This is a genomic window from Mumia xiangluensis (assembly GCF_010994095.1).
GTDB lineage: Bacteria > Actinomycetota > Actinomycetes > Propionibacteriales > Nocardioidaceae > Mumia > Mumia xiangluensis.
Genome location: NZ_WJYO01000001.1, coordinates 1,121,586 through 1,144,152, shown reverse-complemented (window position 1 = coordinate 1,144,152; position 22,567 = coordinate 1,121,586). Strand labels below are relative to the sequence as shown.

At 70.7% G+C, this 22,567-nt stretch carries 22 protein-coding genes and 3 tRNA genes; 10 read left to right on the top strand and 15 right to left on the bottom strand.

Annotated elements, in window-relative coordinates; genetic code table 11:
- Window position 1 precedes the first annotated feature (1 nt).
- Both GH747_RS05280 and GH747_RS05275 read right to left on the bottom strand, forming a co-directional pair.
- Window positions 2-646, bottom strand: a complete 645-nt coding sequence (locus GH747_RS05280) for a response regulator transcription factor (RefSeq protein ID WP_149768454.1) — start codon at window positions 644-646, stop codon at window positions 2-4.
- Window positions 598-1,929: a sensor histidine kinase gene (locus GH747_RS05275; RefSeq protein ID WP_163695300.1), complete on the bottom strand. Its 1,332-nt coding sequence runs from the start codon at window positions 1,927-1,929 to the stop codon at window positions 598-600. The genes GH747_RS05280 and GH747_RS05275 overlap by 49 nt, the downstream gene beginning before the upstream one ends.
- Before the next feature lie 139 nt (window positions 1,930-2,068).
- On the opposite strand from GH747_RS05275, the gene GH747_RS05270 reads away from it, so the two are divergent.
- Complete coding sequence (locus tag GH747_RS05270) at window positions 2,069-4,306, top strand: MMPL family transporter (protein WP_163695299.1); 2,238 nt, start codon at window positions 2,069-2,071, stop codon at window positions 4,304-4,306.
- Between the two features lie 65 nt (window positions 4,307-4,371).
- On the opposite strand, the gene GH747_RS05265 is transcribed toward GH747_RS05270, so the two are convergent.
- The 6 genes from GH747_RS05265 to GH747_RS05240 all read right to left on the bottom strand — a co-directional run bounded on the left by GH747_RS05265 (window position 4,372) and on the right by GH747_RS05240 (window position 9,346).
- Window positions 4,372-4,923: a hypothetical protein gene (locus GH747_RS05265; protein WP_149768451.1), complete on the bottom strand. Its 552-nt coding sequence runs from the start codon at window positions 4,921-4,923 to the stop codon at window positions 4,372-4,374.
- A 39-nt stretch (window positions 4,924-4,962) separates the two neighbouring features.
- The gene (locus tag GH747_RS05260; RefSeq protein ID WP_149768450.1) at window positions 4,963-6,255 is read right to left on the bottom strand and encodes a class I SAM-dependent methyltransferase; all 1,293 of its coding nucleotides are present in this window, start codon (window positions 6,253-6,255) and stop codon (window positions 4,963-4,965) included.
- Window positions 6,252-7,634, bottom strand: a complete 1,383-nt coding sequence (locus tag GH747_RS05255) for an FAD-binding oxidoreductase (RefSeq protein ID WP_228552780.1) — start codon at window positions 7,632-7,634, stop codon at window positions 6,252-6,254. The genes GH747_RS05260 and GH747_RS05255 overlap by 4 nt, the downstream gene beginning before the upstream one ends.
- Window positions 7,635-7,794: 160 nt before the next feature.
- Window positions 7,795-8,220 carry a type II 3-dehydroquinate dehydratase gene (gene aroQ, locus GH747_RS05250; RefSeq protein ID WP_205602766.1) on the bottom strand — a complete coding sequence of 142 codons (426 nt, stop codon included), beginning with the start codon at window positions 8,218-8,220 and terminating at the stop codon, window positions 7,795-7,797.
- The gene (locus tag GH747_RS05245; RefSeq protein WP_205602765.1) at window positions 8,217-9,002 is read right to left on the bottom strand and encodes a pirin family protein; all 786 of its coding nucleotides are present in this window, start codon (window positions 9,000-9,002) and stop codon (window positions 8,217-8,219) included. Before GH747_RS05245 ends, aroQ begins: the two co-directional genes overlap by 4 nt.
- Window positions 8,999-9,346, bottom strand: coding sequence for a metallopeptidase family protein (locus tag GH747_RS05240; RefSeq protein ID WP_323740625.1), 348 nt, complete (start codon window positions 9,344-9,346; stop codon window positions 8,999-9,001). The genes GH747_RS05245 and GH747_RS05240 overlap by 4 nt, the downstream gene beginning before the upstream one ends.
- Window positions 9,347-9,455: 109 nt before the next feature.
- Here GH747_RS05240 and GH747_RS05235 point away from each other — a divergent pair.
- From GH747_RS05235 to GH747_RS05215, 5 genes are all read left to right on the top strand, one after another.
- Window positions 9,456-9,528: transfer RNA gene (locus GH747_RS05235), tRNA-Glu, on the top strand.
- A 117-nt stretch (window positions 9,529-9,645) separates the two neighbouring features.
- Window positions 9,646-9,719, top strand: a tRNA-Asp gene (locus tag GH747_RS05230).
- A 120-nt stretch (window positions 9,720-9,839) separates the two neighbouring features.
- The gene (locus GH747_RS05225; protein WP_149768446.1) at window positions 9,840-10,448 is read left to right on the top strand and encodes a malonic semialdehyde reductase; all 609 of its coding nucleotides are present in this window, start codon (window positions 9,840-9,842) and stop codon (window positions 10,446-10,448) included.
- Window positions 10,449-10,564: 116 nt separating this feature from the next.
- Window positions 10,565-10,638, top strand: a tRNA-Phe gene (locus GH747_RS05220).
- A gap of 75 nt (window positions 10,639-10,713) precedes the next feature.
- Window positions 10,714-11,049, top strand: coding sequence for a DUF6191 domain-containing protein (locus GH747_RS05215; RefSeq protein WP_149768445.1), 336 nt, complete (start codon window positions 10,714-10,716; stop codon window positions 11,047-11,049).
- Here GH747_RS05215 and GH747_RS05210 read toward each other — a convergent pair.
- Together GH747_RS05210 and GH747_RS05205 are read right to left on the bottom strand one after the other, a co-directional pair.
- Entirely contained in the window at window positions 11,046-11,513 is a 468-nt protein-coding gene (locus GH747_RS05210; protein WP_149768444.1) for a hypothetical protein, read from the bottom strand. The two genes, GH747_RS05215 and GH747_RS05210, sit on opposite strands and share 4 nt — an antisense overlap.
- Before the next feature lie 78 nt (window positions 11,514-11,591).
- Window positions 11,592-11,825 (bottom strand): BldC family transcriptional regulator, encoded by a 234-nt coding sequence (locus GH747_RS05205; protein WP_149768443.1) that lies wholly within the window; start codon window positions 11,823-11,825, stop codon window positions 11,592-11,594.
- A 159-nt stretch (window positions 11,826-11,984) separates the two neighbouring features.
- Between GH747_RS05205 and GH747_RS05200 the strand changes: the two genes are divergently transcribed.
- Window positions 11,985-13,064, top strand: coding sequence for a Leu/Phe/Val dehydrogenase (locus tag GH747_RS05200; protein ID WP_228552779.1), 1,080 nt, complete (start codon window positions 11,985-11,987; stop codon window positions 13,062-13,064).
- 22 nt (window positions 13,065-13,086) lie between these two features.
- On the opposite strand, the gene GH747_RS05195 is transcribed toward GH747_RS05200, so the two are convergent.
- Window positions 13,087-13,965, bottom strand: coding sequence for a siderophore-interacting protein (locus GH747_RS05195; protein WP_149768442.1), 879 nt, complete (start codon window positions 13,963-13,965; stop codon window positions 13,087-13,089).
- 214 nt (window positions 13,966-14,179) lie between these two features.
- On the opposite strand from GH747_RS05195, the gene GH747_RS05190 reads away from it, so the two are divergent.
- Together GH747_RS05190 and GH747_RS05185 are read left to right on the top strand one after the other, a co-directional pair.
- The gene (locus tag GH747_RS05190; RefSeq protein ID WP_149768441.1) at window positions 14,180-15,886 is read left to right on the top strand and encodes an ABC transporter ATP-binding protein; all 1,707 of its coding nucleotides are present in this window, start codon (window positions 14,180-14,182) and stop codon (window positions 15,884-15,886) included.
- Window positions 15,883-17,658, top strand: coding sequence for an ABC transporter ATP-binding protein (locus tag GH747_RS05185; RefSeq protein ID WP_149768440.1), 1,776 nt, complete (start codon window positions 15,883-15,885; stop codon window positions 17,656-17,658). The genes GH747_RS05190 and GH747_RS05185 overlap by 4 nt, the downstream gene beginning before the upstream one ends.
- A gap of 93 nt (window positions 17,659-17,751) precedes the next feature.
- Here the strand turns inward: GH747_RS05185 and GH747_RS05180 are convergent, their stop codons facing one another.
- The 4 genes from GH747_RS05180 to GH747_RS22395 all read right to left on the bottom strand — a co-directional run bounded on the left by GH747_RS05180 (window position 17,752) and on the right by GH747_RS22395 (window position 20,831).
- Window positions 17,752-17,946, bottom strand: coding sequence for a DUF3073 domain-containing protein (locus GH747_RS05180; protein WP_149768439.1), 195 nt, complete (start codon window positions 17,944-17,946; stop codon window positions 17,752-17,754).
- 137 nt (window positions 17,947-18,083) lie between these two features.
- On the bottom strand, window positions 18,084-19,133 hold the full coding sequence (gene purM, locus GH747_RS05175; protein WP_149768438.1) for a phosphoribosylformylglycinamidine cyclo-ligase: 1,050 nt from the start codon (window positions 19,131-19,133) through the stop codon (window positions 18,084-18,086).
- Between the two features lie 16 nt (window positions 19,134-19,149).
- The gene (purF, locus tag GH747_RS05170) at window positions 19,150-20,664 is read right to left on the bottom strand and encodes an amidophosphoribosyltransferase (protein ID WP_149768437.1); all 1,515 of its coding nucleotides are present in this window, start codon (window positions 20,662-20,664) and stop codon (window positions 19,150-19,152) included.
- A gap of 38 nt (window positions 20,665-20,702) precedes the next feature.
- A complete protein-coding gene (locus tag GH747_RS22395) occupies window positions 20,703-20,831 on the bottom strand; it encodes a hypothetical protein (protein ID WP_267236157.1) in 129 nt (42 codons plus the stop codon).
- A 95-nt stretch (window positions 20,832-20,926) separates the two neighbouring features.
- On the opposite strand from GH747_RS22395, the gene GH747_RS05165 reads away from it, so the two are divergent.
- Window positions 20,927-22,498 carry a long-chain-fatty-acid--CoA ligase gene (locus GH747_RS05165; RefSeq protein WP_149768436.1) on the top strand — a complete coding sequence of 524 codons (1,572 nt, stop codon included), beginning with the start codon at window positions 20,927-20,929 and terminating at the stop codon, window positions 22,496-22,498.
- Window positions 22,499-22,567 lie beyond the last annotated feature (69 nt).

The window sequence follows — 22,567 nt, the reverse complement described above, 5'->3', positions numbered from 1 at the left end:
GTCAACCTTGCAGATAGGCGAGCACGGCGAGCACCCGGCGGTTGTCGTCCTCGGACACCGGAAGGTCGAGCTTCGCGAAGATCGAGTTCGTGTGCTTCGAGATCGCCTTCTCGGTGACGAACAGCCGTCCGGCGATCGCTGCGTTGGACCGCCCCTCGGCCATCAGCCCGAGCACCTCCCGCTCGCGTTCGGTGAGGCGGTCGACGGGCCGGTTCGCTGCCGCCTTCGACAGCAGCACCGACACAACCTCCGGATCGAGCACGGTTCCCCCGTCGGCGACCTGGCGTACGGCGTCGACGAACCGCTCCACGTCGGCCACGCGGTCCTTCAGGAGGTAGCCGACGGCTCCCTCGCCCGACGACAGCAGCTCGCGGGCGTACAGCTGCTCGACGTACTGCGAGAGGACCAGCACCGGAAGCCCCGGCCGAGCGGCGCGCGCCTCGATCGCGGTCCGCAGCCCTTCGTCGGTGAACGTCGGAGGCATCCGGACGTCCACGACGGCGACGTCGACGGCGACCTCCCGCAGCGCCTTCGCCAGCGACGGTGCGTTGTCGACGGCGGCGACGACCGTGAACCCGTTCGCCTCGAGGAGACGGGTCAGTCCGTCCCTGAGGAGGGCGAGGTCTTCGGCGATGACAACACGCACGGCAGCTCCATGGTCACGACGGTCGGTCCCCCAGCGGGACTCTCGACCACCATGGTGCCGTCGAAAGCGGCCAGGCGGCGACCCACACCCTCGAGTCCGGTGCCGGCGGCCGGGTTAGCGCCGCCGTTCCCGTTGTCCGCGACCACGGCGCGGAGGCGCGTCCCGTCGTACGAGAGCGCCACCGAGGCCGCGCTCGCACCGGCGTGCTTGACCACGTTGGCGAGGGCCTCGGCGACCGCGAAGTACATCGCCGACTCGACCGGCTCCGGGGCACGCCCGGGCACGACGGCGGTGAACGACGTCGGTACGGCGAGGTCGAGCGCGAGCGCCTGCGCAGCACCGACCAGTCCGCGGTCGGCCAGCACCGGCGGGTGGATCCCGCGGACCACCGAGCGCAGGTCGCCGAGCGCCGACGTCGTCGTCGCCCGCGCCTCCTCGATCAGCCGCGCGGCCGCATCGGGGTCGGTGCGCAGGAGCTGCTCGGCCAGGCCGAGGCTCATGCCGAGCGACACGAGGCGCGCCTGCGCGCCGTCGTGGAGGTCGCGCTCGATGCGTCGCAGCTCGGCCGCCGAGTGGTCGATGGTCTCGGTGCGCGAGGCGGAGACCTCGACGAGCCGCTTCTCCAGCTCTGTCCGCGTCGGCGACAGCAGCCCCAGGTCGAGTCGCGCCCGCAGTCGGCTGACGGGCGGAGTCAGGAGCCACCACACGAGGGCGCACAGGCCCGCGGCGACCCACATCGAGAAGGAGGACTGCTGGTCGTCGACCTGCACGATCCACCAGCTCATGTCGAAGACACCCTCCGGCGTCACCCAGTAGACGAACGGGAACACCGCGAACCACACGACGCCGAGCAGGAGCGTGATCGGGATCAGCGACAGGAGCCAGCCGAGGGTCACCGACACGTACGCCCAGCCGAGGTCGCGCCATCGAGCGGGATCCCGCGCCCAGTCCTCGACGACGACCTTGACGCCCTGCGACGAGCGCGGGTGGTACGGACTGAGGACTGTCGTCCGCAGGACCTGCGCCGCGAAGTAGCGGTGCACGCGCGCCAGCTGCCGCAGGACAGGCACGAACACCGCGAGCACGGGGACTCCGATCCCGAGGGCGACGAACGGGATCGCCACCGTGACGACGACCAGCACCACGAGGGTCGGGATCCCCAGCACCAGGTACACCAGAGCGAGCCCGGTCAGCGCCAGGGGCGAGGGGCGGCGCTGGGGCGGCAACGGGTACGAGGCGTTCGCGGTGCTCATCGTCTCTCCTGCGAGGGCGGTCGTCGTCATGCTCCCACTCTGCGTGCCTGAAGCGCTCGGGACAGTGGACCTAGCACCACCTCGGTTCGGGACTTCGGACCCCTGTCTGCCACCGCGTGAGCCGGAATCGTCGAGGGCAGAAGGAGACACCACGAATCGAGAGGCCATCATGACCACCACAGCAGCACCTCCGCAGCCCGATCCACGTCAGCCCCAACGCGTGGGGCCGAGGTCCGTACGACCTGGGCGCGGCTCGCCGGTCGTACGCATCGCCCGATGGAGTGCCACCCATCCGTGGCGAGCGATCTCGCTCTGGCTCGCGCTGGTCGTCGGTGCGATGGCGCTGATGACCGTCGTACCGACGCAGTCGATGAGCGATGACGACTACGGCGTCGGCGAGTCCGGCCGAGCCGCCGAGATGATCCGCGATGCCGACCTCGGACAGGCTCCCAGCGAGGTCGTCCTGGTCACCGCCGACGGCGGGTCGCTCGACCGCGCGGCGGGCGAGGGGGCGTACGAGGCGATCCGTTCGGGTGCCGAAGGGATCGCGCACGTCGACGGCGTGGGCCCGCCGGTGTGGTCCGACGACGGTACGGCGATGCTCGTGCCCATCACCTTGGAGAAGGGGGTCGACGACCTCGATGCCACTGTCGATGCGCTGCACGACGCGACGACCGAGGTGGCGGACAGCCACCCGGACCTCGACATCGCGCAGACGGGCGGCGCCTCCATCGGCAACCAAGTGGACGAGCGCGTCGGAGAGGACCTCGGCTCGGGTGAGGCGCGGAGCCTCCCGATCACGTTCCTCATCATGATCGTCGCGTTCGGAGCGTTGATCGCGGCGGCGATCCCGGTGGCGCTGGCGTTCTCGTGCGTCCTGACGGCCCTCGGCCTGTACGCGGTGGTGTCGACCTTCATCCCCGACTCCGGCACGGTCGCCAGCGTCGTGCTGATGATCGGGATGGCGGTCGGTGTCGACTACTCGCTGTTCTACCTGAAGCGTGAGCGGGAGGAGCGGCTGAAGGGTGCGTCGACGCTCGACGCGATCGAGATCGCTGCTGCGACCTCGGGCCGCGCCGTGATCGTCGCCGGTCTCGCCGTGATCGTGGCGATGTCGGGTCTGCTGCTCACCCGGGACACGGTGTTCGCCGGCCTGGCCGTCGGGGCGATGCTCGTGGTCGCCGTCGCGATGCTGGGATCGGTCACCGTCCTCCCAGCGCTGCTCGCGAAGCTCGGCCGGTGGGTGGACCGCCCGCGGGTCCCGGGGCTGTGGCGCCTGAACCGCCGCCTCGGCACCGGAGGCATCAGCAAGCGTCTGGTCCGTCCAGTGCTCGAACGTCCGAAGACCGCCTTGGCCCTGTCGCTCGGCGTGCTTGTCGCGCTGTCTGCGCCGGCGCTCGGCATGACGCTCCACCAAGGGACGATCGACACCCTCCCGCAGGACATCCCGGCTGTCGCGACGTTCCAGAAGGTCCAGGAGCACTTCCCGGCGGAGCGGCCCACGATCGAGGTCGTCGCCCGCTCGGACTCCGCCGCCGACACGGCGGCCGTGAAGGGTGAGCTCGAGGCGCTCGGCGCGCAGGCCCAGAGGGACGGGCTCGCGTCCGAGGTGAACCCGGTCGCGGTCTCCGACGACGGGCGCACCTCGGTCCTGCGGCTGACGACGGTCGGGCCGGAGGGTGACGTCGCCAACGAGGAGGCCGTCACCGAGCTCCGCGAGACGGTCGTGCCTGACACCCTCGACGGGACCGACGCGTCCGAGTGGGCGATCGGCGGCGACGTCGCCGACACGATGGACGCGCAGGACGCGCAGCGGGATGCGCTGCCGCTGGTCGTCGGGTTCGTGCTGCTGCTGACGCTGCTGATGATGTGGTTCGTGTTCCGCAGCGGCACCGTCGCCCTGCTGACGACCGGACTCAACCTGCTGTCGGTCGGAGCGGCGTTCGGCGTGATGACGCTGGTCTTCCAGAACACCTGGGCCGAGGGGATGCTCGACTTCACGTCACCGGGATTCCTGGTCGACTGGGTGCCGCTGTTCTGCTTCGTCGTCCTCGTCGGGCTCTCGATGGACTATCACGTGTTCGTGATGAGCCGGATCCGTGAGGGCATGCGGCGCGGGCTGTCGACACGACTCGCGGTCGAGTACGGCGTGCGGGAGACCGCGAGCGTGGTCACGAGCGCGGCTGCCGTGATGGTTTCGGTGTTCGCGGTGTTCGCGACGCTGTCGATGCTCGAGATGAAGCAGATGGGGATCGGCCTCTCCGTCGCGATCCTGGTCGACGCGACGCTCGTGCGGCTGGTGCTCCTGCCGGCGGCGCTGCTCGTGCTCGACAAGCGCCTCGGCAAGCTGCGGGTGCCGGAGCGCCGCAAGGCCGACGAGGCGCCCAAGGTCGCCGTACCCGCCTGACCGACGACCCGACACGAGGACCCGACGTCCCGCCCCGGATCAGGGGAAGGACGTCGGGTCTTGCGTCAGGAGCGGACGTGGCCGCCGGTCAGTGCGGCGACGTCGCGCGCGATCACCTCGATCGGGGTGTCGAGGAGGTCCTGCGGGATGAACGCAGACCGCCACCACGACCCCGCGGGACGACGGTGAGCGCGGATCCGTAGGGCGCGGCGATGCGCAGGTCCGCGTACGCCGACCTGGGCGAGGTCGGCCCACGTGAACGTGGCCGGGTGTTCGGGGCCCACGTCGGGCCACGCCACGTCGAGGCCGGACACGCGTACGACGATGGCCACGTCGTGGAGACCTCGTCGGGGCAACCCGCGTCGGAACCGCCACGTCGCCACGAGCACGTACGCCTGGACAGCTCCCAGCAGGGCGAACGTCACGGAGATGACGAGCACGACCGCACCGACCGCTGCCGTGAGCGCGCCGAACCCGAGCGCGACCGTCACCAGCACCGCGAGGAGCACGGCGTTGATCGCCATCGAACGACGGATGCGCTTGTCGAACACCTCCAGTCGGTCGAAGCGGTAGCGCACGATCCCGACGACGTCGCTGGTGGTCCCGTCAACTGTCACGGCCGCAGCGTACGGCCTCGGGCGGTCCAGGCGATCGCGTCAGCTCCCCCAGGTCGGCCGGAGCGGGAACGTCGTCTCGCCCGACGGGTCGGTCTTGGTCGCGAGCACGTGGTGCAGCTGGATCGTGTTGCGCTCGAAGCCGAGCCGCGAGCCGGCCATGTAGAGACCCCACACCTTGGCGGTGCCGAGCCCGACCTCCGCGACCGCCTCGTCCCAGTTGTCGCGCAGGTTGCGGTTCCACTCGCGCAGTGTCATCGCGTAGTGCATGCGGAGGTTCTCCTCGTGCTGCACCTCGAGACCGGCGTCCTGGACCTCGGTGATGATGCGGCCGGACCCGGTGAGCTCGCCGTCCGGGAAGACGTACCGGTCGATGAAGTGGCCCGCCGACGCGCGCGCACGGTTGTCCGGGCGCGTGATGCAGTGGTTGAGCAGGCGCCCGCCGACCTTGAGGTGGTCGCGGATGAAGGCGAAGTAGGCGGGGTAGTTGTGGACCCCGATGTGCTCGGTCAGGCCGATCGAGCTGATGGCGTCGAAGCCGGTCTCCACGATGTCGCGATAGTCGGAGAACCGCACCTCCGCGAGGTCGGACAACCCCTCGCGAGCGATCGCCTCCTGCGCCCACAGCGCCTGCTGCTCCGAGAGCGTGGCACCGATGACCTTCACGCCGTAGTGCTTCGCGGCGTGGCGGACCATGCCGCCCCATCCGCACCCGATGTCGAGGAGACGCTGCCCCGGCTGCAGGTCGAGCTTGCGGCACACCAGGTCGTACTTCTCGAACTGCGCCTCCTCCAACGACGAGCCGGACTTCGGGAACACCGCGCACGTGTACGTCATCGACGGCCCGAGGACGAGCTCGTAGAACCGGTTGGACACGTCGTAGTGGTGGTGGATCGCGACCGCGTCACGCGTCTTGGAGTGCCGTAGTCCCTCGAGCGCGCGGCGCCAGCGCGGCAGGTGCTCCTGCGGCGGGGGCGGCGGCGGGACGAGATGAGCGAGCCCGAGCGCCTTGACGACGCGGAACGTCTCCGCCGCCGACGGCGCACGCAGCCGTGTCTTGTCCATGAGATGCACCAGCGCGTCGTACGGGTCGCCCGGGTGCGCTCCGTCGATCTCGAGGTCACCCGTGACGTACGCGCGTGCGAACCCGAGGTCGCCCGGCGCACTCATGATGTAGGAGAGGCCACGCTCGTTGAGCAGGCGGACCGTGATCGGGGCGTCGTCGGGGCCGGCTGTGCTCCCGTCGTAGCCCTCGAACCGGAACGACACACCGCCCGGCACGAGCCGCTCGATGGCCTCGCCCAAGGTGATCGTGGTCTTCGTCATGGTCGTCATCGCCGCTTCACCGCTTTCTCGTACAGGCCGGTCAACCGGTCCTTGGGGTCGTACATGGCCTTCACCTCGGCGAGGTGGGGCAGGTTGTAGAGCTCAGCGAACGTGTCCGCGTCGTAGAACGCCTCGGAGTACAGCGACTTGTGGCCGCCGAGTGCATGGACCTCGGTCTCGACACGCCGGTTCACCATCCCCGGGGGCGCGTCGGCCGGCACGGCCACCGTCCCCCAGAAGCCGACGTTGACGTACGTCGTCGCGGGCTCGAGCGGGTAGAGCGGCCAGTGCGTCGCACTGCCGGGCCCGTCGGGCTCGCGCAGTCGCAGCGGGCACAGCCACACCGGACGCATGCCGACCTCGTCGTCGAACCACCGGAGGAACTCGGCGAGCCGGTCGACGGAGACCTCGATGTCCTGGATGACGCGCTCACGCTGGGCGATGCCGTTGCGCTTGATGCGGTCGAGGCGTCGCGCCAGCGCGTACTTCGTGTCGAGGCCGACGAACCGCTGGTAGACGTCACTCCGACGATATTTCCGTGGCCACACGCGGCGGATCAACGGATTTTGTGCGCCGAAGGCGCCGCTGCACCAGAACCAGTCGGTGTCCCAGCGCCAGAGGTAGTCGGCCATCGTCAGCACGTCGGTGGTCCGCTCGCGGACGGAGCGGTAGTAGATCTGCTGCCCGGTGTAGTCGCTGACGTCCTCGCCGTCGGCGGCCGGGTCGGTGGCGGTGAACTCGGCGAGGGTCAGGTAGATCTCGCCAGGACTGAACGCCGTGCCGTCGATCGCGTCGACCCGGACACCCGCGTCGCTGCGGTCGGTCACGATGCGCGCGATCGCCGCGGCAGCCGCGTCCGCGTCGTCGAAGCGCACGTGGCGCAGCCGGACCCACCCCGGCGCCTTCTCGAGCAGGATGCGGATGCGCGTGGAGTAGCCGAGCGTGCCGTACGAGTTGGGGAACGCGAAGAACAGCCGGCTCTCGACGTCGCGACTGCACGTGACCACCTCGCCGGCGCCGGTGAACACGTCCATCTCGACGACGGACTCGTGCGGGAGCCCGTTGCGGAACGACGTCGCCTCGATGCCGAGCCCTGTCACCGCGCCGCCGAGCGTGATCGTGCGGAGCTGCGGCACGACGTACGGGATGTAGCCGCGCGCCAGCGTCACGGCGACGAGATCCTCGTACGTGCACATGCCCTGCACGTCTGCCGTCGCCTCGCCGGTCTCGGGGTCGATGTCGACGCTGATGACACCGGTGAGCCCGCTGACGTCCAGGCCGGGCGCATCCGTCGCGTCGCGCGGCCGGAACAGGTTGGTGGTGCGTTTCGCCAGCCGCACCGGCGCACCATCGGGGATGGCGTCGTACGAGGCTCTGAGCCTGCGCACGGCGCCATCGTGGTCCGTGTGGCCTACAAGGTCGTGTCCGACGAGGTCGCTCACGATGCTCAGACTAAGCACGCACACCGACGCTCGCTAGATCGGTGTCCGCTATGTCCCAACCCGACACACAGGCGTACGCTGCGCGCCCGACCTCCGTGACGCGTGCTCAGCTCACGAAGCGCAGCGCAGCGACGTACCCCTCGAAGCCGAGCCCGACGATGACGCCGGTGGCGACAGCAGAGAGGTACGAGTGGTGCCGGAACTCCTCGCGCGCGTGCACGTTCGAGATGTGCACCTCGACCACCGGGGCGGACACCATCGCCACCGCGTCACGGAGTGCGATCGACGTGTGCGTCCAGGCTCCGGCGTTGATGATCACCGGGTTGCCCTCGTCGGCGGCGGCGTGGACCCAGCCGATCATCTCGGCCTCGTCGTTCGTCTGGCGCACGTCGACGTCGAGGTTCAGCTCGGCCGCGGTCGCGTGGCAGAGAGCGACGAGGTCGTCGTAGGTGCGGTCGCCGTAGATGGCGGGTTCCCGCAGCCCGAGGCGGTTGAGGTTCGGGCCGTTGAGGACGAGGACGCTGGCCATCACGATGCTCCTTGGTCGTTGCCGGGCGGCTGCTCGGCGGCGAAGTGCCACGCCAGTATCTCGGACGACGTGTCAGCGGTCACACGCACCGGACCGTCCCCCGTCGCGCGCAGCACGTCGCCGACGTCGAGCGTCCTGCCTTCGACCACGACCCGTCCACGCGTGACCTGCAGGTGCAGCCGGCCGTCCTCGGGGAGTGCCACGACGTCACCGGCATCGAGCAGCGCCGCGTGCAGCGTGACGCCGTCGCGCAGCCGCAGGACGTCGAGAAGGTATCCGCGGGCTCCCTGGAGGTCCCACTGCCGGTACGCCGGCGGCCCGGGATCGGGGTCCGCGAGCTCGCCGTCGGACGGGGCGAGCATCATCTGGAGGAAACGCAGCGGCTCGGTCGCCGACGCGTTGCGCTCGGTGTGCTCGACGCCTGCGCGCGCACTGACGTGCTGCACCTCGCCCGGTCGGACCACCCCGCGCGTGCCGGTCGAGTCCTCGTGCGCGAGCGCGCCGTCGAGAACCCAGGTGACGATCTCGACGTCGCTGTGCCGGTGGCTGTCGTAGCCGGCGCCAGGCTCGAGCCGCTCCTCGTTCACCGCACGCAGCGGACCGAACGCCACGTTGTCGGGGTCGTAGTGGTCCCCGTACGAGAAGCTGTGGCGCGTCGTGATCCCGTCGCGACGCGTCGCGTACCGGTCGTCGGCGCGGATCACCGCGAGCTCGCGGCGCGGCCCCGACGCGCTGCGCCCCCTCCACCGCTCGTTGAGCGAGCGCAGCGCGTCGAAACCCCTCACGCGTACCCCAGCTCGTGAAGGCGGTCGTCGTCGATCCCGAAGTAGTGCGCGATCTCGTGCGCGACGGTGATCCCGACCTCCTCCACCACGTCTTCCTCGACGTCGCAGATGGCGAGGGTCGGGTTGCGGTAGATCGTGATCCGGTCCGGCAGGACACCCCCGTAGGCGGAGGTGCGCTCGGTGACGGGAACTCCGTCGTACAGCCCGAGCAGGGTGGGGTCGTCCGCGGGCGCATCGTCCTCGATGAGCAGCACGACGTTCTCGAGGAGACCGACGAGGTCTTCCGGAAGGGCGTCGAACGCCTGCTCGACCAGCTCGGCGAAGCGGTCCTGCGACATGTCCATCACGGGATCCAGTCTGCCCGAGCGCACCAGGAGGTCGTCCCGGCTTTGGCGCCACGCAGGGCCTCCCCGTACGATGAACCGTCCGCACCGCTTTGAACGGGTGCGGGGCGCCCCCTTCGTCTAGCGGCCTAGGACGCCGCCCTTTCAAGGCGGTAGCGCGGGTTCGAATCCCGTAGGGGGTACGCTCTCTCGACTCGTTCTGGGGCGGGTGCCCAAAACAGGGACCCCCGTTTTGGAGTCCAGAGAGGCGTCCGCTAAAGTGGTGCTCGCACCGCTGAGCGGTGCGAAAACTGAACAATGGCCCTGTGGCGCAGTTGGTTAGCGCGCCGCCCTGTCACGGCGGAGGTCGCGAGTTCGAGTCTCGTCAGGGTCGCAAGCAACGAAGGTCCGAGCCATCCGGCTCGGACCTTCGTCGTTCGTTGCGGCCTCAGCCCGTGACTCATGCCACAGAAGGTTGCGGAACACACCCTTTATGGTTGGCGTTTCAACCACCATGACCATCACTCTGCCCGAGCTTCAGCTCCCCCGCGCTGCGCAGGACCTCCTCTTCCGCGAGGCCCGTACCGCGAACGCCTTCACCGACGAGCCCGTCACCGCTGACGAGATCCGCGCCGTGTACGACCTCGTGAAGTTCGGCCCTACTGCCATGAACAGCCAGCCGCTGCGCATCACCCTCGTGGAGAGTGCCGTCGGCCGTGAGCGTCTGCTGCCCCACATGTCCGAGGGCAACCGCGCGAAGACCGGCAAGGCCCCCCTCGTCGCGATCCTCGCGTCGGACGCCGAGTTCCACGAGAACCTCCCGACGGTCTTCCCGCACGCCCCCGGCATCCGCGACATGCTCCACGGCCAGGAGGACAGCCGTACGTCCATGGCGGACCTCAACACGGGCCTGCAGATCGGCTACTTCATCATCGGCGTCCGCGCCGCCGGCCTCTACGCAGGCCCGATGACCGGCTTCGACGGCGCCGGCATCGATGCCGAGTTCCACGCCGGCACGTCGAAGAAGACGCTCGTCGTCGTCAACATCGGCCACCCCGCCGAGGACAGCTGGCTCGACCGGCTCCCGCGCCTCGACGACGCCGACGTCATCTCGGTCGTCTGATCGGAAGCAGGGACTCCCGACCGGCTTCTCGCCGGTCGGGACCGCCTTGTATAGTGGTGCTCGCCCGGGTCGCCCCGGGCGCATCGTTGTCCTGGTGGCTCTGCGTCACCGGCAGCGGCCAGGTAGCTCAGTTGGTACGAGCGTCCGCCTGAAAAGCGGAAGGTCGCCGGTTCGACCCCGGCCCTGGCCACCTCATCACGAAGGCCCGCAGGCAGCACGCCTGCGGGCCTTCGGCGTCTCACCGCCGCACCGATAGTCTCGACGCATGTCCGCCGGCGTCCTTCTCGTGACCACGCTGCCCGCCATCGTGGTGCTGCTCGTCGTTGTCGCGGCGGTCGAGACGGTCGTCTCCCGCCGACGCAGACGTGCCGGCGACGAAACGGCGCGCACCCCCGTCGCGGCCGCAGGTTTCGACGCCTTCACCGGGGTCGTCGCACCGGGCTCGCAGGATGCGCTGGAGCACCGCGCCTCGCAGCGGGTCCGCCGCAGCGACGACGCGGACGGCACACCACCGTGGGGTCGAGTGGACCTCGAGCGCGGAGTCGTACGCCTTCGGGTCAGCGGCCTGCCCGATCGAGATCGCTCCGCACCGGCTGACTAGGCGGAGGATGTCGGGACTGACGAGACCGCGCGGTAGGCGGCGTACGCGAGCCCGATCGCGACCGCGTCCTCGATGATCGCGGCCGGCAGGTCGGGTCGCCCGGACCGCGCCCACGCAGCGCGCCAGGCTGCGCCAGCGTACGAACCGGCGAGCGCTCCACCGGCACCGGCGACAGCAGGCAGGGCGCCCCGGACTCGGCGGGCGCGGGCGAGCAGCACGCCGGTCACACCACCTGCAACGACCCGGCCGGTCAGCGGCGCGAGGCCGAGACGGTCGGGAGTGCGCGGCAGCTTGTCACCCACGAGCTCGACGGCGACACCGGTGACGGCCCCTGCTCGGGCCCAGGAGGACGTCGTCCCCACGAAGCAGGTGACGACGGGTCCGAGCGAGGACCGACCGCCGCTGGCGAGACCTGCGACGGCGCTGGCGAGCAGGACCGTGCGCGGACTGTGACCCTGTGGCATGTCGTTCTCCTTGATCGCGCGCGCAGCAGGTCCCCCGACCCTCTACCGCGGCGACAGGTTGCCCTCGCCGACGCGCCGCTAGCTGGCGCGGGACGCGTCCGTGCTGTCGAAGTCGTCGTCGGTGCCGAATCCCTCGGCGAGAAGACGGCGAACCTCGCTCTCACGGAAGCGGCGGTGACCGCCGAGCGTACGGATGGAACTGATCTTGCCTGCTTGCGCCCAGCGGGTCACGGTCTTCGGGACGACGCGGAACATCGCGGCGACCTCGGAGGGCGTGAGTAGGCGTTCCGCATCGGGGGAGTGCGAATCCATGGGGTGAATGATGCCAAACTCGACCATCCCGAGCCGAGGGGTATCGCGGAATTCGTATCGAGATGTAACCGAATGACTATCCCTGCGACAGAATCGCACCTCTCAGCGTGTCCCGCACGCCGTCCTAGAGTGGGTGGGAGACGTCTGAGGAGGCTGGCAGTGGTGGGTTCGACGATGGTGTCCCCGTTCGGCGGTGGCCACGAGCAGGTGGTGTTCTGCCAGGACGAGCAGAGCGGCCTGAAGGCGATCGTCGCGGTGTGGTCCACAGCGCTCGGGCCAGGCCTCGGCGGGACGCGGTTCTATCCGTACGCCGACGAGCATGCGGCGCTCGCCGACGTGCTGGCTCTCTCCCGAGCGATGGCCTACAAGGCCTCGCTGGCGGGACTCGACCTCGGCGGCGGCAAGGCCGTGATCATCGGCGACCCGCGCCGCGACAAGTCGGAGGCGAGGCTACGGGCGTACGGGCGGTTCGTGGAGTCGTTGAACGGCCGCTACTACACGGCGTGCGACGTCGGCACCTTCCCCGAGGACATGGACGTGATCGCCCGCGAGACGTCGTACGTGACAGGCCGTACGACCGCGCACGGCGGCGCCGGCGACTCCTCGGTGCTGACCGCGTTCGGGGTGTTCCAGGGGATGCGAGCCAGTGCCGAGTTCATCTGGGGGACGCCGTCGTTGTCCGGGCGACGGGTGGGTGTCGCCGGTGTCGGCAAGGTCGGGCGGCACCTCGTCGGCCACCTGATCGAGGACGGTGCCGACGTCGTCGTGACCGACGTCGACCCGCGCGCCGTCGACGCGGTCCAGGCGGCGTACCCGTCGGTGAAGGCGGTCGCGGACACCGCGTCGCTCGTCCGTGAGCCGCTGGACGTGTACGCACCCTGCGCCCTGGGCGGTGCGCTCGACGACGAGACGGTGGCCGCCCTGAGCGCCCGCATCGTGTGCGGCGGCGCCAACAACCAGCTCGCGCACACCGGGACCGAGGACCTGCTGTCGCAGCGCGAGATCGTGTACGCGCCCGACTACTGCGTCAATGCCGGCGGCCTGATCCAGGTGGCCGACGAGCTCGACGGCTTCTCGTTCGAACGCGCGAAGGCGCGTGCGGAGAGGATCTACGCGACGACGCTCGACGTGCTGCACCGCGCGAAGGACGAGGGCGTGGCACCGTCGACCGCGGCGGACCGGATCGCGGAGCAGCGGATGCGCGAGGTCGGGCGGTTGCGCGGCGTCTGGCTGCCCTGACGCCGCACGCACGCCGTACGACTCAGTCCTGGTGCGGGAGGTGCAGGAGGTGCGCGAGCCGGTGCGTGATCATCCGGCGCGCGGTGACCTCGTTCGTACGGCCCCGCTTCCAGTAGCCGGAGATGTCGGCCGTACGCCCGTTCACCAGGCCGTGGTCCTTCGCCCACCGCCGCACGGGCTTGAGCAGGCCCGCCTCGCCTGCGGCCCACAGCGTCCACGGCTCGCCGGCAGGGACGTCGAGCGACGCGAGGTACGGCTCGAAACCGTGCTCGCCGTGCGGCCCGTCGAGGTGGAGCCAGGTCAGCGCGACACCCTCACGCACCGCGAGCTCCTGCTCTTCCTCGGCGTCTGGGACCAGCACGGCGACCTGGGCGGTGACGCCGTCGGGCAGCTCCTCGAGCATCCGCGCCACCGCCGGGAGGGCAGTGAGGTCCGCGAGGACCACTCGGTGCGTGAAGGCGTCGGGCGTCGCGTGCCCGGATCGCGGCCCCGCGACCCACACCCGGTCACCGGGTTCGGCCGAGAGGGCCCAGTCCGAGGCCAGCCCGCCCGGGTGGACGACGAAGTCCATCCAGACCTCGCCGGCCTCCGCGTCGTACCGGCGGACCGTGTACTCGCGTGTCGGCGGGAACGGCTTCGGCCAGTCGAGGTGGTCGCCGTCGAGCACGGGATGCCGGGTGACGCCGGTGTCGGGATCGGGGAAGACCAGCTTCACGTGCTCGTCGGGCGTCCTCGCCGTCCACCCCGAACCCTCGAGGTCGCCACCGAGCACCAGCCGGACCATCCGCGGCGTGAGCCGCTCCCGGCGGAGCACCTCGACCTCGCGGATGCCGAGCGGGTGATCGACCGCGGCGAGGGCGGGACCCACCACGTCGGCCTTCAGGTTCGGCGTCGCGCCCATCGTCACTCCTCCGCGGCCGGAAGCCCCGGCCTGGTCGCTGATAGTTGGCGAGGCTAACCTAACCTCGTGGCTCTCTCATCTCCCGGGTCGGACATCCGGTGCCGAGGCGCTCTCTCGGTGCGAGCGTGCCGCGACGCCGCACGTACTATCAGCGTCGTGCTCCACGACCTCCCCGCGGCCCCGCGCCGCAGCGACCGCCGCCGCCCGACGGTCCATGGCTGAGGCGCCGGTCGCACCGCCGCTCACCGAGTGGTCGTTGCTGCGCCGGACCCTGCGCCGCCACCGCGGCCGCCTGACGGGCTCGTACGCCCTCCTGAGCTTGTGGCACGTGTGCGAAGCGCTCGTGCCCGTCGCGATCGGCATCATCATCGACACGGCGATCGCCCCCGGCGACCTGTCGGCCTTCGTGGTCGGTGCCGTCGGGCTCAGCGTGCTGATGGGCGTCCTCAGCTACTCGTACCGGTTCGGGGCCCGGCTGGGGTTCGAGGCGGTCCAGCGCGAGCAGCACGCCCTGCGGCTCGAGATCACCGAGCACGTCCTCCACCCGCGCGGCGCCAGGACCGGGCTGCTGCCGGGCGAGCTCCTGTCGGTCGCCACGAGCGACACGGACGCGGTCACCTACGTCGTGCGCCAGCTCGGCTTCACGCTCAGTGCGCTCGCGTCGGTCGTCGGCGCTGCCGCGTACCTGCTGTGGCTCGACGTGTGGCTCGGTGTCCTCGTCCTGGTCGGGGTGCCGACCGTGGTCGCGCTGACCCAGGTGATCAGTCCGGTGATCGCCCGCCGCTCGAGCGCCGAGCAGGCCGCCGTCGCCCGCGCGGCCGGCATGGCGACCGACCTCGTCCAGGGCGTACGCCCGCTGGCGGGTGTCGGCGCGGAGCGGATCGCCGTCTCCCGGTACCGCGACGCGAGCGGACGCGCAGCGACGGCTGCCGTCCGCACCGTTCGCGGGTGGGGCGTCCTGGCCGGGACCACGAGCGGGCTGAGCGGGCTCCTGCTCGCCGCGGTCGCCCTGGTCGCGGGCCTGCGAGCACTCGACGGAGACCTGACGCTCGGCCAGTTCGTCGCCGTCGCCGGCCTGACCCAGTTCCTCGCGGAGCCCGTCGGCATGCTGGCAGAGATCGGCGCTCACGCCGCGACGTCGCGGGCGTCGGCTGCCCGGGTCGGAGCCGTGCTCCGGACGCCACGCCTGGTCCCTGACGGCGACGCGACGCCCACAGGGCCGCTGTCGGTGTCCTTCGAAGGCGTGGTGACCGGTCCGCTGACGGGCCTGGACCTCATCGCCGATCCCGGCCAGCTCGTCGCGGTCGTGGTCGACGACCCCGGCTCCTCCGACACGCTCGTCGCGCTGCTCAGCGGCGAAGCCGTACCGGAAGGCGGCGAAGCCCGCATCGGCGGCGTTCCCCTGCACAGCCTCAGCGTCGAGGCGCGCCGTGAGGCCCTGCTCGTCGCGAACCACCACGTGGACCTGTTCGAGGGCAGCGTGCGCTTCAACGTCGACCCCACGGCGGCCGCCCCCGACGACAGGCTCGGCGCCGCACTGGACGCGTCCGCCGCCAGCGAGGTCGTCCACAGCCATCCCGACGGGCTCGATCGCCGGGTCCGGGTCAGCGGCGCACTGTCCGGCGGACAGCGGCAACGTCTCGCGCTGGCCCGTGCCCTCACCGCCGACCGGCCGGTCCTCGTCCTTCAGGACCCGACGAGCGCCGTCGACTCAGTGACCGAGGAGGTCATCGCCGCCGGTCTGCGCGGCCTGCGCCACGGCGAGGGCTCGTCGGCGACGACCCTCGTCATCACCTCCAGCCCCTCGGTCCTCCAGCAGGCCGACCGCGTCTTCCTCGTGCTCGACGGCAAGACCGTCGCCGACGGCACGCATGCGGAGCTGCTCGGCCGGGCCGACTACGACGAGGCGGTGCTCCGATGAGCAGCACGATCCTCCCGATCGCGTCCCGGCGCGAGACCGTACGCGTCGCATGGACGCTCCTGCGTGAGCGGCGCCTCCCGCTGACGATCGCGACCGTGGCCTTCGCAGCGAGCGGCTTCCTCGGCCTGGTTCCCCCGTGGGTGCTCGGCGACCTCGTGGACACGGTCGGAGACGGCGGCACCGCGGCCGACGTCGTACGCGCCGCGTCGATCATCGCCGCTGCCGCGCTCGCCGGTGCGCTGTGCGCCGGGCTCGCCGTCGCCGCGCTCGGCCAGGCGGTCGTCCCCGCCCTCGCCCGGCTTCGCGAAGAGGTGGTCGCGCGTGTCCTCGGCCTCGAGCCCGACCGGATCGAGGAAGCCGGAGCCGGCGACGTGCTGTCGCGGGTCGGCGACGACGTCCGCACTGTCACGAACACCCTCGACGAGGCCGTGCCCTACACGGTGGAGTCGTCGGTCGCGATCGGCTTCACCGCCGTCGGGCTCGCCGCGCTGGACTGGCGGCTGGGGCTCGCCGGGCTGTGCGCGCTCCCGTTCTACGTGCTCGGCCTGCGCTGGTACCTCCCCCGGTCCGCCCCGCTCTACCGCGAGGAGCGGATCGCCCAGGGCGAGCGGGCCGAGGCTCTGCTGACCGGGGTGCACAGCGCGCAGACGCTGCGGGCCCTCGGCTACGGCGAGGCGTGGCAGGAGCAGGTCGCCGTACGCTCGTGGCGCGCCGCGACTGTGTCGATCACCGTGTTCCGGATGCTGACGCGCTTCTTCGCGCGCACCAACCGCGCCGAGCTCGTCGGGCTGCTGCTGGTGCTCGGCACCGGCTTCGTGCTCGTCCGCGACGGCGCCGCGACCGTCGGTGCCGCGACGACGGCGGCCCTGTTCTTTCACCGGCTGTTCGGGCCGATCGGCGGCGTGCTGACGACCTTCGACCAGGTCCAGTCGGCGGGGGCCTCGCTGGCACGCCTCGCCGGACTCGCGCTCATGCCGGAGGCCGACGGCGCCGAGCCTGACGATCCCGCCTCCGCCCGGTCAGCAGCGCGTGCAGATCAGACGGGCCTCGCGCTCGACGTCGCCGGGATCCATCACCGCTACCGTGACGGCGACGAGGTCCTGCACGACGTCACTCTGCGGGTCGCCGCCGGCGAGCGGGTCGCCCTCGTCGGCGCGACCGGAGCCGGCAAGTCCACTCTCGCGCTGGTCGCCGCAGGCCATCTCGTCCCCTCGGCGGGAGCGCGCACGCTCGACGGTGCCGCGTACGACGAGTGGGGCGCACGCGGTGTGCGGAGCCAGGTCGCGCTCGTGACGCAGCAGGTGCACGTCTTCGCAGGCACGGTGCGCGACAACCTGACGCTGGCGGCCGAGGACGCCGACGACGAGGCGCTGCACGACGCGCTGCGACGTACGCGGTCGTCCGGCTGGGTCGCCGCCCTCCCCGACGGGCTCGACACGGTCGTCGGTGCCCACGGCCACACGCTCACCCCGGCGCAGGCGCAGCAGCTCGCGCTGGCGCGGATCCTGCTGGCCGACAGGCCCGTCGTGGTCCTCGACGAGGCGACGGCCGAGGCCGGGTCGTCAGGCGCCAGGCAGCTCGACGAGGCGGCCACCGAGATCCTGCAGGGCAGGACCGCACTGGTCGTCGCGCACCGTCTCACCCAGGCCGTGCGCGCGGACCGGATCGTGGTGCTGGACCGTGGCGCGATCGTCGAGGAAGGCACGCACGACGAGCTGCTGGCGCGCGACGGACAGTACGCACGGCTGTGGGCGTCCTGGTCGCAGTCCTGACGGCCTAGGCGCAGCCCACCCCAGCGCGGACCGGGTTCGCGCAGAAACGCGACGCAGCCCGCGGGATGACCCGGCGGGCTGCGTCAGCGACGATCACTTCGGAGGACCGGACTCGCTGTCGGCGTAGTCGGCGTACTTCTCGAGAAGCTCGGGGTCCGGCTCTTCGACAGGGCGATCGGGCTCACCATGGAGCTCACGCTGCAGCTGGTCGAAGTCGGTGTCGAGCGTCTGGTATTTCAGGTTGCGTGCAACCTTCGTCTGCTTGGCTTTTGCACGGCCGCGCCCCATAGGGTCCGACCCCCTCGCGAAGTCTCGGATGTGGTCTCTCGTAGCGATAAGGCTACCTGTTGAGACCAAGGATGCGCGAACCGACCCGGCGACTCGTCACCGACAATTCCGGCACCCGATGTCGCAGGTGATGCAGATCACATCGTGCGGTAGTCGCCGACCAGCTCAACCCCTCCACCAGAAGCATCGAGGACCTCGCCGCACTGCCACGCGTCGACGCCCTGCTCCGCCAGGACCTCGAGAGCGCGGTCGGCGGAGTCGCGCGCGACCAGGGCAACCATGCCGACACCCATGTTGAGCGCGGACTCCAGATCGGGGCGCTCGACCGCTCCGAGCTCGCCGACCATCCCGAACACCGGGGCCGGCGTCCACGTGCCCCGTTCGACCCGAACCGAGACGCTGTCGGGGAGCACGCGCGCGAGGTTCGCGGCGAATCCGCCGCCCGTGATGTGCGACATCGCGTGCACGTCGACCGTGGACGCCAGCTCCAGGCACGGCTTCGCGTACAGCCGGGTCGGGGTCAGCAGGGTCTCGCCCAGCGTCCCGCCGAGCTCGGGGACCTCACGCTCGACGTCCCAGCCGGCGATGTCGAAGAACACCTTGCGGACCAGCGAGTAGCCGTTGGAGTGCAAGCCCGACGACGCCATCGCGATCACGACGTCTCCGGCCTCCACACGGTGCGCCCCGAGAAGCGACTCCGCCTCGACGACACCGGTCGTCGAGCCGGCCACGTCGTACTCGTCAGGCCCGAGCAGCCCGGGGTGCTCCGCCGTCTCGCCGCCGAGCAGCGCACAGCCCGCCTCCTCGCACGCCTGGGCGATGCCCTTGACGATCGCCGCGACACGCTCCGGGACGACCTTGCCCGTCGCGATGTAGTCGGTGAGGAACAACGGCTCGGCGCCACAGACCACGAGATCGTCGACGAGCATGCCGACCAGGTCGTACCCGATCGTGTCGTGGACGTCCATGCGCTGCGCGATCGCGACCTTGGTGCCGACCCCGTCGGCGGACGTGGCGAGCAACGGGCGGTCGAACCGCTTCAGCTGCGAGGCGTCGAACAGGCCGGCGAAGCCGCCGATGCCACCGAGGACCTCAGGACGGCGAGCCTTCTCGACCCACTCCTTCATCAGCTCGACGGCGCGGTCCCCCGCCTCGATGGAGACTCCGGCACTTGCGTACGACGTCACTGCGACCCTCCGCCGCTCAGGGGTTGACCATGGTCACGGAGACGCGGTCGTCCGCGTGCTCCTCGGGCTCGAGCAGGTTCTTGCCGACCAGGCTGCCCTCGGGCAGCGCGACGGGGTACTCGCCGTCGAAGCACGCCCGGCACAGGTTGGCCTTCGGCACGTTGGTGGCGTCCACCATCGACTCGAGCGAGATGTAGGACAGCGAGTCGGCGCCGATCGAGCGGCGGATCTCGTCCACGGAGATGCCGTTGGCGATCAGCTCGGCGCGGGTCGCGAAGTCGATGCCGTAGAAGCAGGGCCACTTGACCGGCGGGCTCGAGATCCGGACATGGACCTCTGCCGCGCCAGCCTCGCGGAGCATGCGGACGAGCTGGCGCTGGGTGTTGCCGCGCACGATCGAGTCGTCGACGACCACCAGGCGCTTGCCTGCGATGACGTCGCGCAGCGGGTTGAGCTTGAGCCGGATGCCGAGCTGGCGCAGGGTCTGGCTCGGCTGGATGAACGTGCGTCCGACGTACGAGTTCTTGACGAGGCCGTGTCCGAACGGGATGCCGGAGGCCTCCGCGTAGCCGATCGCCGCGGGCGTGCCGGACTCCGGCACCGGGATCACGAGGTCGGCCTCGACCGGCGCCTCGGCGGCGAGCCGGCGGCCGATCTCTGCGCGTACGGAGAAGACGCGCTGGTCGGAGATCTGGGTGTCGGGGCGTGCCAGGTAGACGAACTCGAACACGCAGCCCTTGGGCGCAGGCTCGGCGAAGCGGTGGGTGCGCAGGCCGTCGGCGTCGATCGCGATGAACTCGCCCGGCTCGATCTCACGGATGTACGAGGCGCCGACGATGTCGAGGGCGGCGGTCTCCGACGCGACCACCCATCCGCGCTCGAGCCGGCCGAGCACCAGCGGACGGATGCCCTGCGGGTCGCGAGCGGCGTACAGGGTGTCGTTGTCCATGAAGACCAGCGAGAACGCGCCGCGCATCTGCGGGAGCACCTCGAGGGCGGCCTCCTCGAGGGTGCGGTCCTCGTAGGAGGCGAGCAGCGACGCCATCACAGCCGTGTCGCTGGAGGCGAACTCACGGACGCGCCCGACGAGCTCGCTGCCGCTCTCGGCGGTGCGCTTCTCGAGAAGGTCGGCGAGCTCGGCGGTGTTGGTCAGGTTGCCGTTGTGGCCGAGGGCGACGGACCCGTGCGCAGTGGGGCGGAAGGTGGGCTGCGCGTTCTGCCAGACGCTGGCGCCGGTCGTCGAGTAGCGCGTGTGGCCGATCGCGAGGCTGCCCTGCAGCGACTCGAGCGTGGCCTCGTCGAAGACCTGGGACACGAGGCCCATGTCCTTGTAGACGAGGATCTGGGACCCGTTGCTGACGGCGATGCCCGCGGACTCCTGCCCGCGGTGCTGGAGGGCGTAGAGCCCGAAGTACGAGAGCTTGGCTACTTCTTCGCCTGGAGCCCAGACTCCGAAGACACCGCAGGCATCCTGGGGGCCGACGTCGTGGGGGTCCAGGTCGTGGGTCAGACGACCGTCTCCGCGAGGCACGCCTCCAGTGTAGGTGCCTGGGGTGAATGCGCTCCTGCTCAGGGCTTCTTCGGGCGGTCCCAGAAGACGAAGAAGACAGCGACGATGAGCAGCGGGATGCCGACGGCGACCGCTCCGATGAGCGGCTGGGGAAGGGAACCGGCGGCGGAGATCTCAGCAAGAGGCACCACCTCAGAGTACGTCCTTGCCTCACCGTGTGACCCGTGTCACAGTCGTCACCACTGTCCGCCGACGCGTGAGCGCCGCCCCGAGGAGTCAGCCGATGACCGCAGCCCCTCCGACACCGACCTTCCTTGACGATCGCCTCTCCTACTGGGCCGAGGTGACCCCCGACGCCGAGTGCATGGACTACGGAGAGAGGGCCTGGACGTACGCCGAGTTCGACGACCGCGTACGCCGTGCCGCCGGCGGTCTGCGCGACCTCGGCCTGGGCCGCGGCGACGTCGTCGCCTTCCTGGACAAGAACCACCCGGCATGCGTCGAGATCACGCTGGCTGCCGCCTCGCGCGGGATGGCCACAGCGATCGTCAACTGGCGCCTCGCCGGCGACGAGCTCGACTACACGATCAACGACTCCGGTGCGCGAGTGCTGTTCGTCGGCACCGAGCTGGTCCCCGCGATCGAGACGATCCGCGAGAGGCTCCCGACGGTCGAGCAGATCATCCAGGTGATGCCCGACGGTGCGGAGGGCGACGAGTACGAGGGGTGGCTCGCCGCGTCGCAACCCGCCGGCCCATCGCCCGACCACAGCCCCGACGACGTCTGCCTCGTCATGTACAGCTCAGGCACGACCGGCCGCCCCAAGGGCGTCATGCTGACCCATCGCGCGATGGTGGCGCACACCATCAACGCGCACGCCGACTGGGAGCTCGAGCCCGGCGACAAGAGCCTCGTCGCCATGCCGCTGTTCCACGTCGGCGGCACGTCGTACGTGCAGTTCGCGATCCACGACGGCTTCCCGAGCATCATGACGCGCGACCCTGACCCGATGTCGCTGGCGACGGCGATCATGAAGGGCGCCAACTCGGCGTTCCTCGTCCCCGCCGTCGCGCAGATGGCGCTCGCCGGAGGGCCGGAGGCCGCCGCGCTGTTCGGCAAGCTGAAGTTCTTCACGTACGGCGCCGCGCCGATGCCGCTGCCGCTGCTGCGCGCGGCGATGGAGGCGTGGCCGGACACGAAGTTCATGCAGGTGTACGGCCTCACCGAGGTGTGCGGCGTCGTGACGCACCTGCTCCCCGAGGACCACCTCGACGCCGACCACCCGGAGCGGCTGCTGTCGGCCGGCATCCCGATCCCGGGCGTCGAGACCCGTGTCGTCGACCCGTTCCTGCTGGAGGACGTGGCCGAGGGCGACGCGGGCGAGCTGTGGTTCCGCACGCCGCAGCTGATGAAGGGCTTCCTCAACAAGCCACAGGCGACGGCCGAGGTCATCACCGAGGACGGGTGGTTCCGGACCGGCGACATCGGGCGGTTCGTCGACGGCTACGTGTACGTCGAGGACCGCATCAAGGACATGATCGTCACCGGTGGCGAGAACGTGTACTCCCCCGAGGTGGAGCGCGTCCTCACCGGACACCCCGCCGTCGCCGAGGTTGCCGTGATCGGCGTTCCCGACGAGCGCTGGGGCGAGAGCGTGAAGGCCGTCGTCGCCTTCCGCGAGGGCCAGTCGGTCACCGAGGAGGAGCTCATCGCGTACACGCGCGAGCAGCTCGCCGGCTACAAGTGCCCGCGGACGATCGACGTCGTCGAGCTCCTCCCCCGCAACCCGTCCGGCAAGATCCTCAAGCGCGACCTGCGCAAGGGCTACTGGGCGGACACCGGTCGCCAGATCTGACGCGCTGGGCTCTGGTCCATCAGCGGTGGATCAGAGCCCAGCAGTTCGCTGGATCACTGGGTGCCCGCA

Bases quoted from the DNA above. Each gene is read 5' to 3' on its own strand.
- GH747_RS05240 (WP_323740625.1), bottom strand. From the start codon at position 9,346: ATGGACATGTCGCAGGACCGCTTCGCCGAGCTGGTCGAGCAGGCGTTC.
- GH747_RS05260 (WP_149768450.1), bottom strand. From the start codon at position 6,255: ATGACGACCATGACGAAGACCACGATCACCTTGGGCGAGGCCATCGAG.
- GH747_RS05195 (WP_149768442.1), bottom strand. From the start codon at position 13,965: ATGGGCGCGACGCCGAACCTGAAGGCCGACGTGGTGGGTCCCGCCCTC.
- GH747_RS05205 (WP_149768443.1), bottom strand. From the start codon at position 11,825: ATGGATTCGCACTCCCCCGATGCGGAACGCCTACTCACGCCCTCCGAG.
- GH747_RS05210 (WP_149768444.1), bottom strand. From the start codon at position 11,513: ATGCCACAGGGTCACAGTCCGCGCACGGTCCTGCTCGCCAGCGCCGTC.
- GH747_RS05275 (WP_163695300.1), bottom strand. From the start codon at position 1,929: ATGACGACGACCGCCCTCGCAGGAGAGACGATGAGCACCGCGAACGCC.
- GH747_RS05165 (WP_149768436.1), top strand. From the start codon at position 20,927: ATGACCGCAGCCCCTCCGACACCGACCTTCCTTGACGATCGCCTCTCC.
- GH747_RS05180 (WP_149768439.1), bottom strand. From the start codon at position 17,946: ATGGGGCGCGGCCGTGCAAAAGCCAAGCAGACGAAGGTTGCACGCAAC.
- GH747_RS05225 (WP_149768446.1), top strand. From the start codon at position 9,840: ATGACCATCACTCTGCCCGAGCTTCAGCTCCCCCGCGCTGCGCAGGAC.
- GH747_RS05215 (WP_149768445.1), top strand. From the start codon at position 10,714: ATGTCCGCCGGCGTCCTTCTCGTGACCACGCTGCCCGCCATCGTGGTG.
- GH747_RS05190 (WP_149768441.1), top strand. From the start codon at position 14,180: ATGGCTGAGGCGCCGGTCGCACCGCCGCTCACCGAGTGGTCGTTGCTG.
- GH747_RS05270 (WP_163695299.1), top strand. From the start codon at position 2,069: ATGACCACCACAGCAGCACCTCCGCAGCCCGATCCACGTCAGCCCCAA.
- GH747_RS05185 (WP_149768440.1), top strand. From the start codon at position 15,883: ATGAGCAGCACGATCCTCCCGATCGCGTCCCGGCGCGAGACCGTACGC.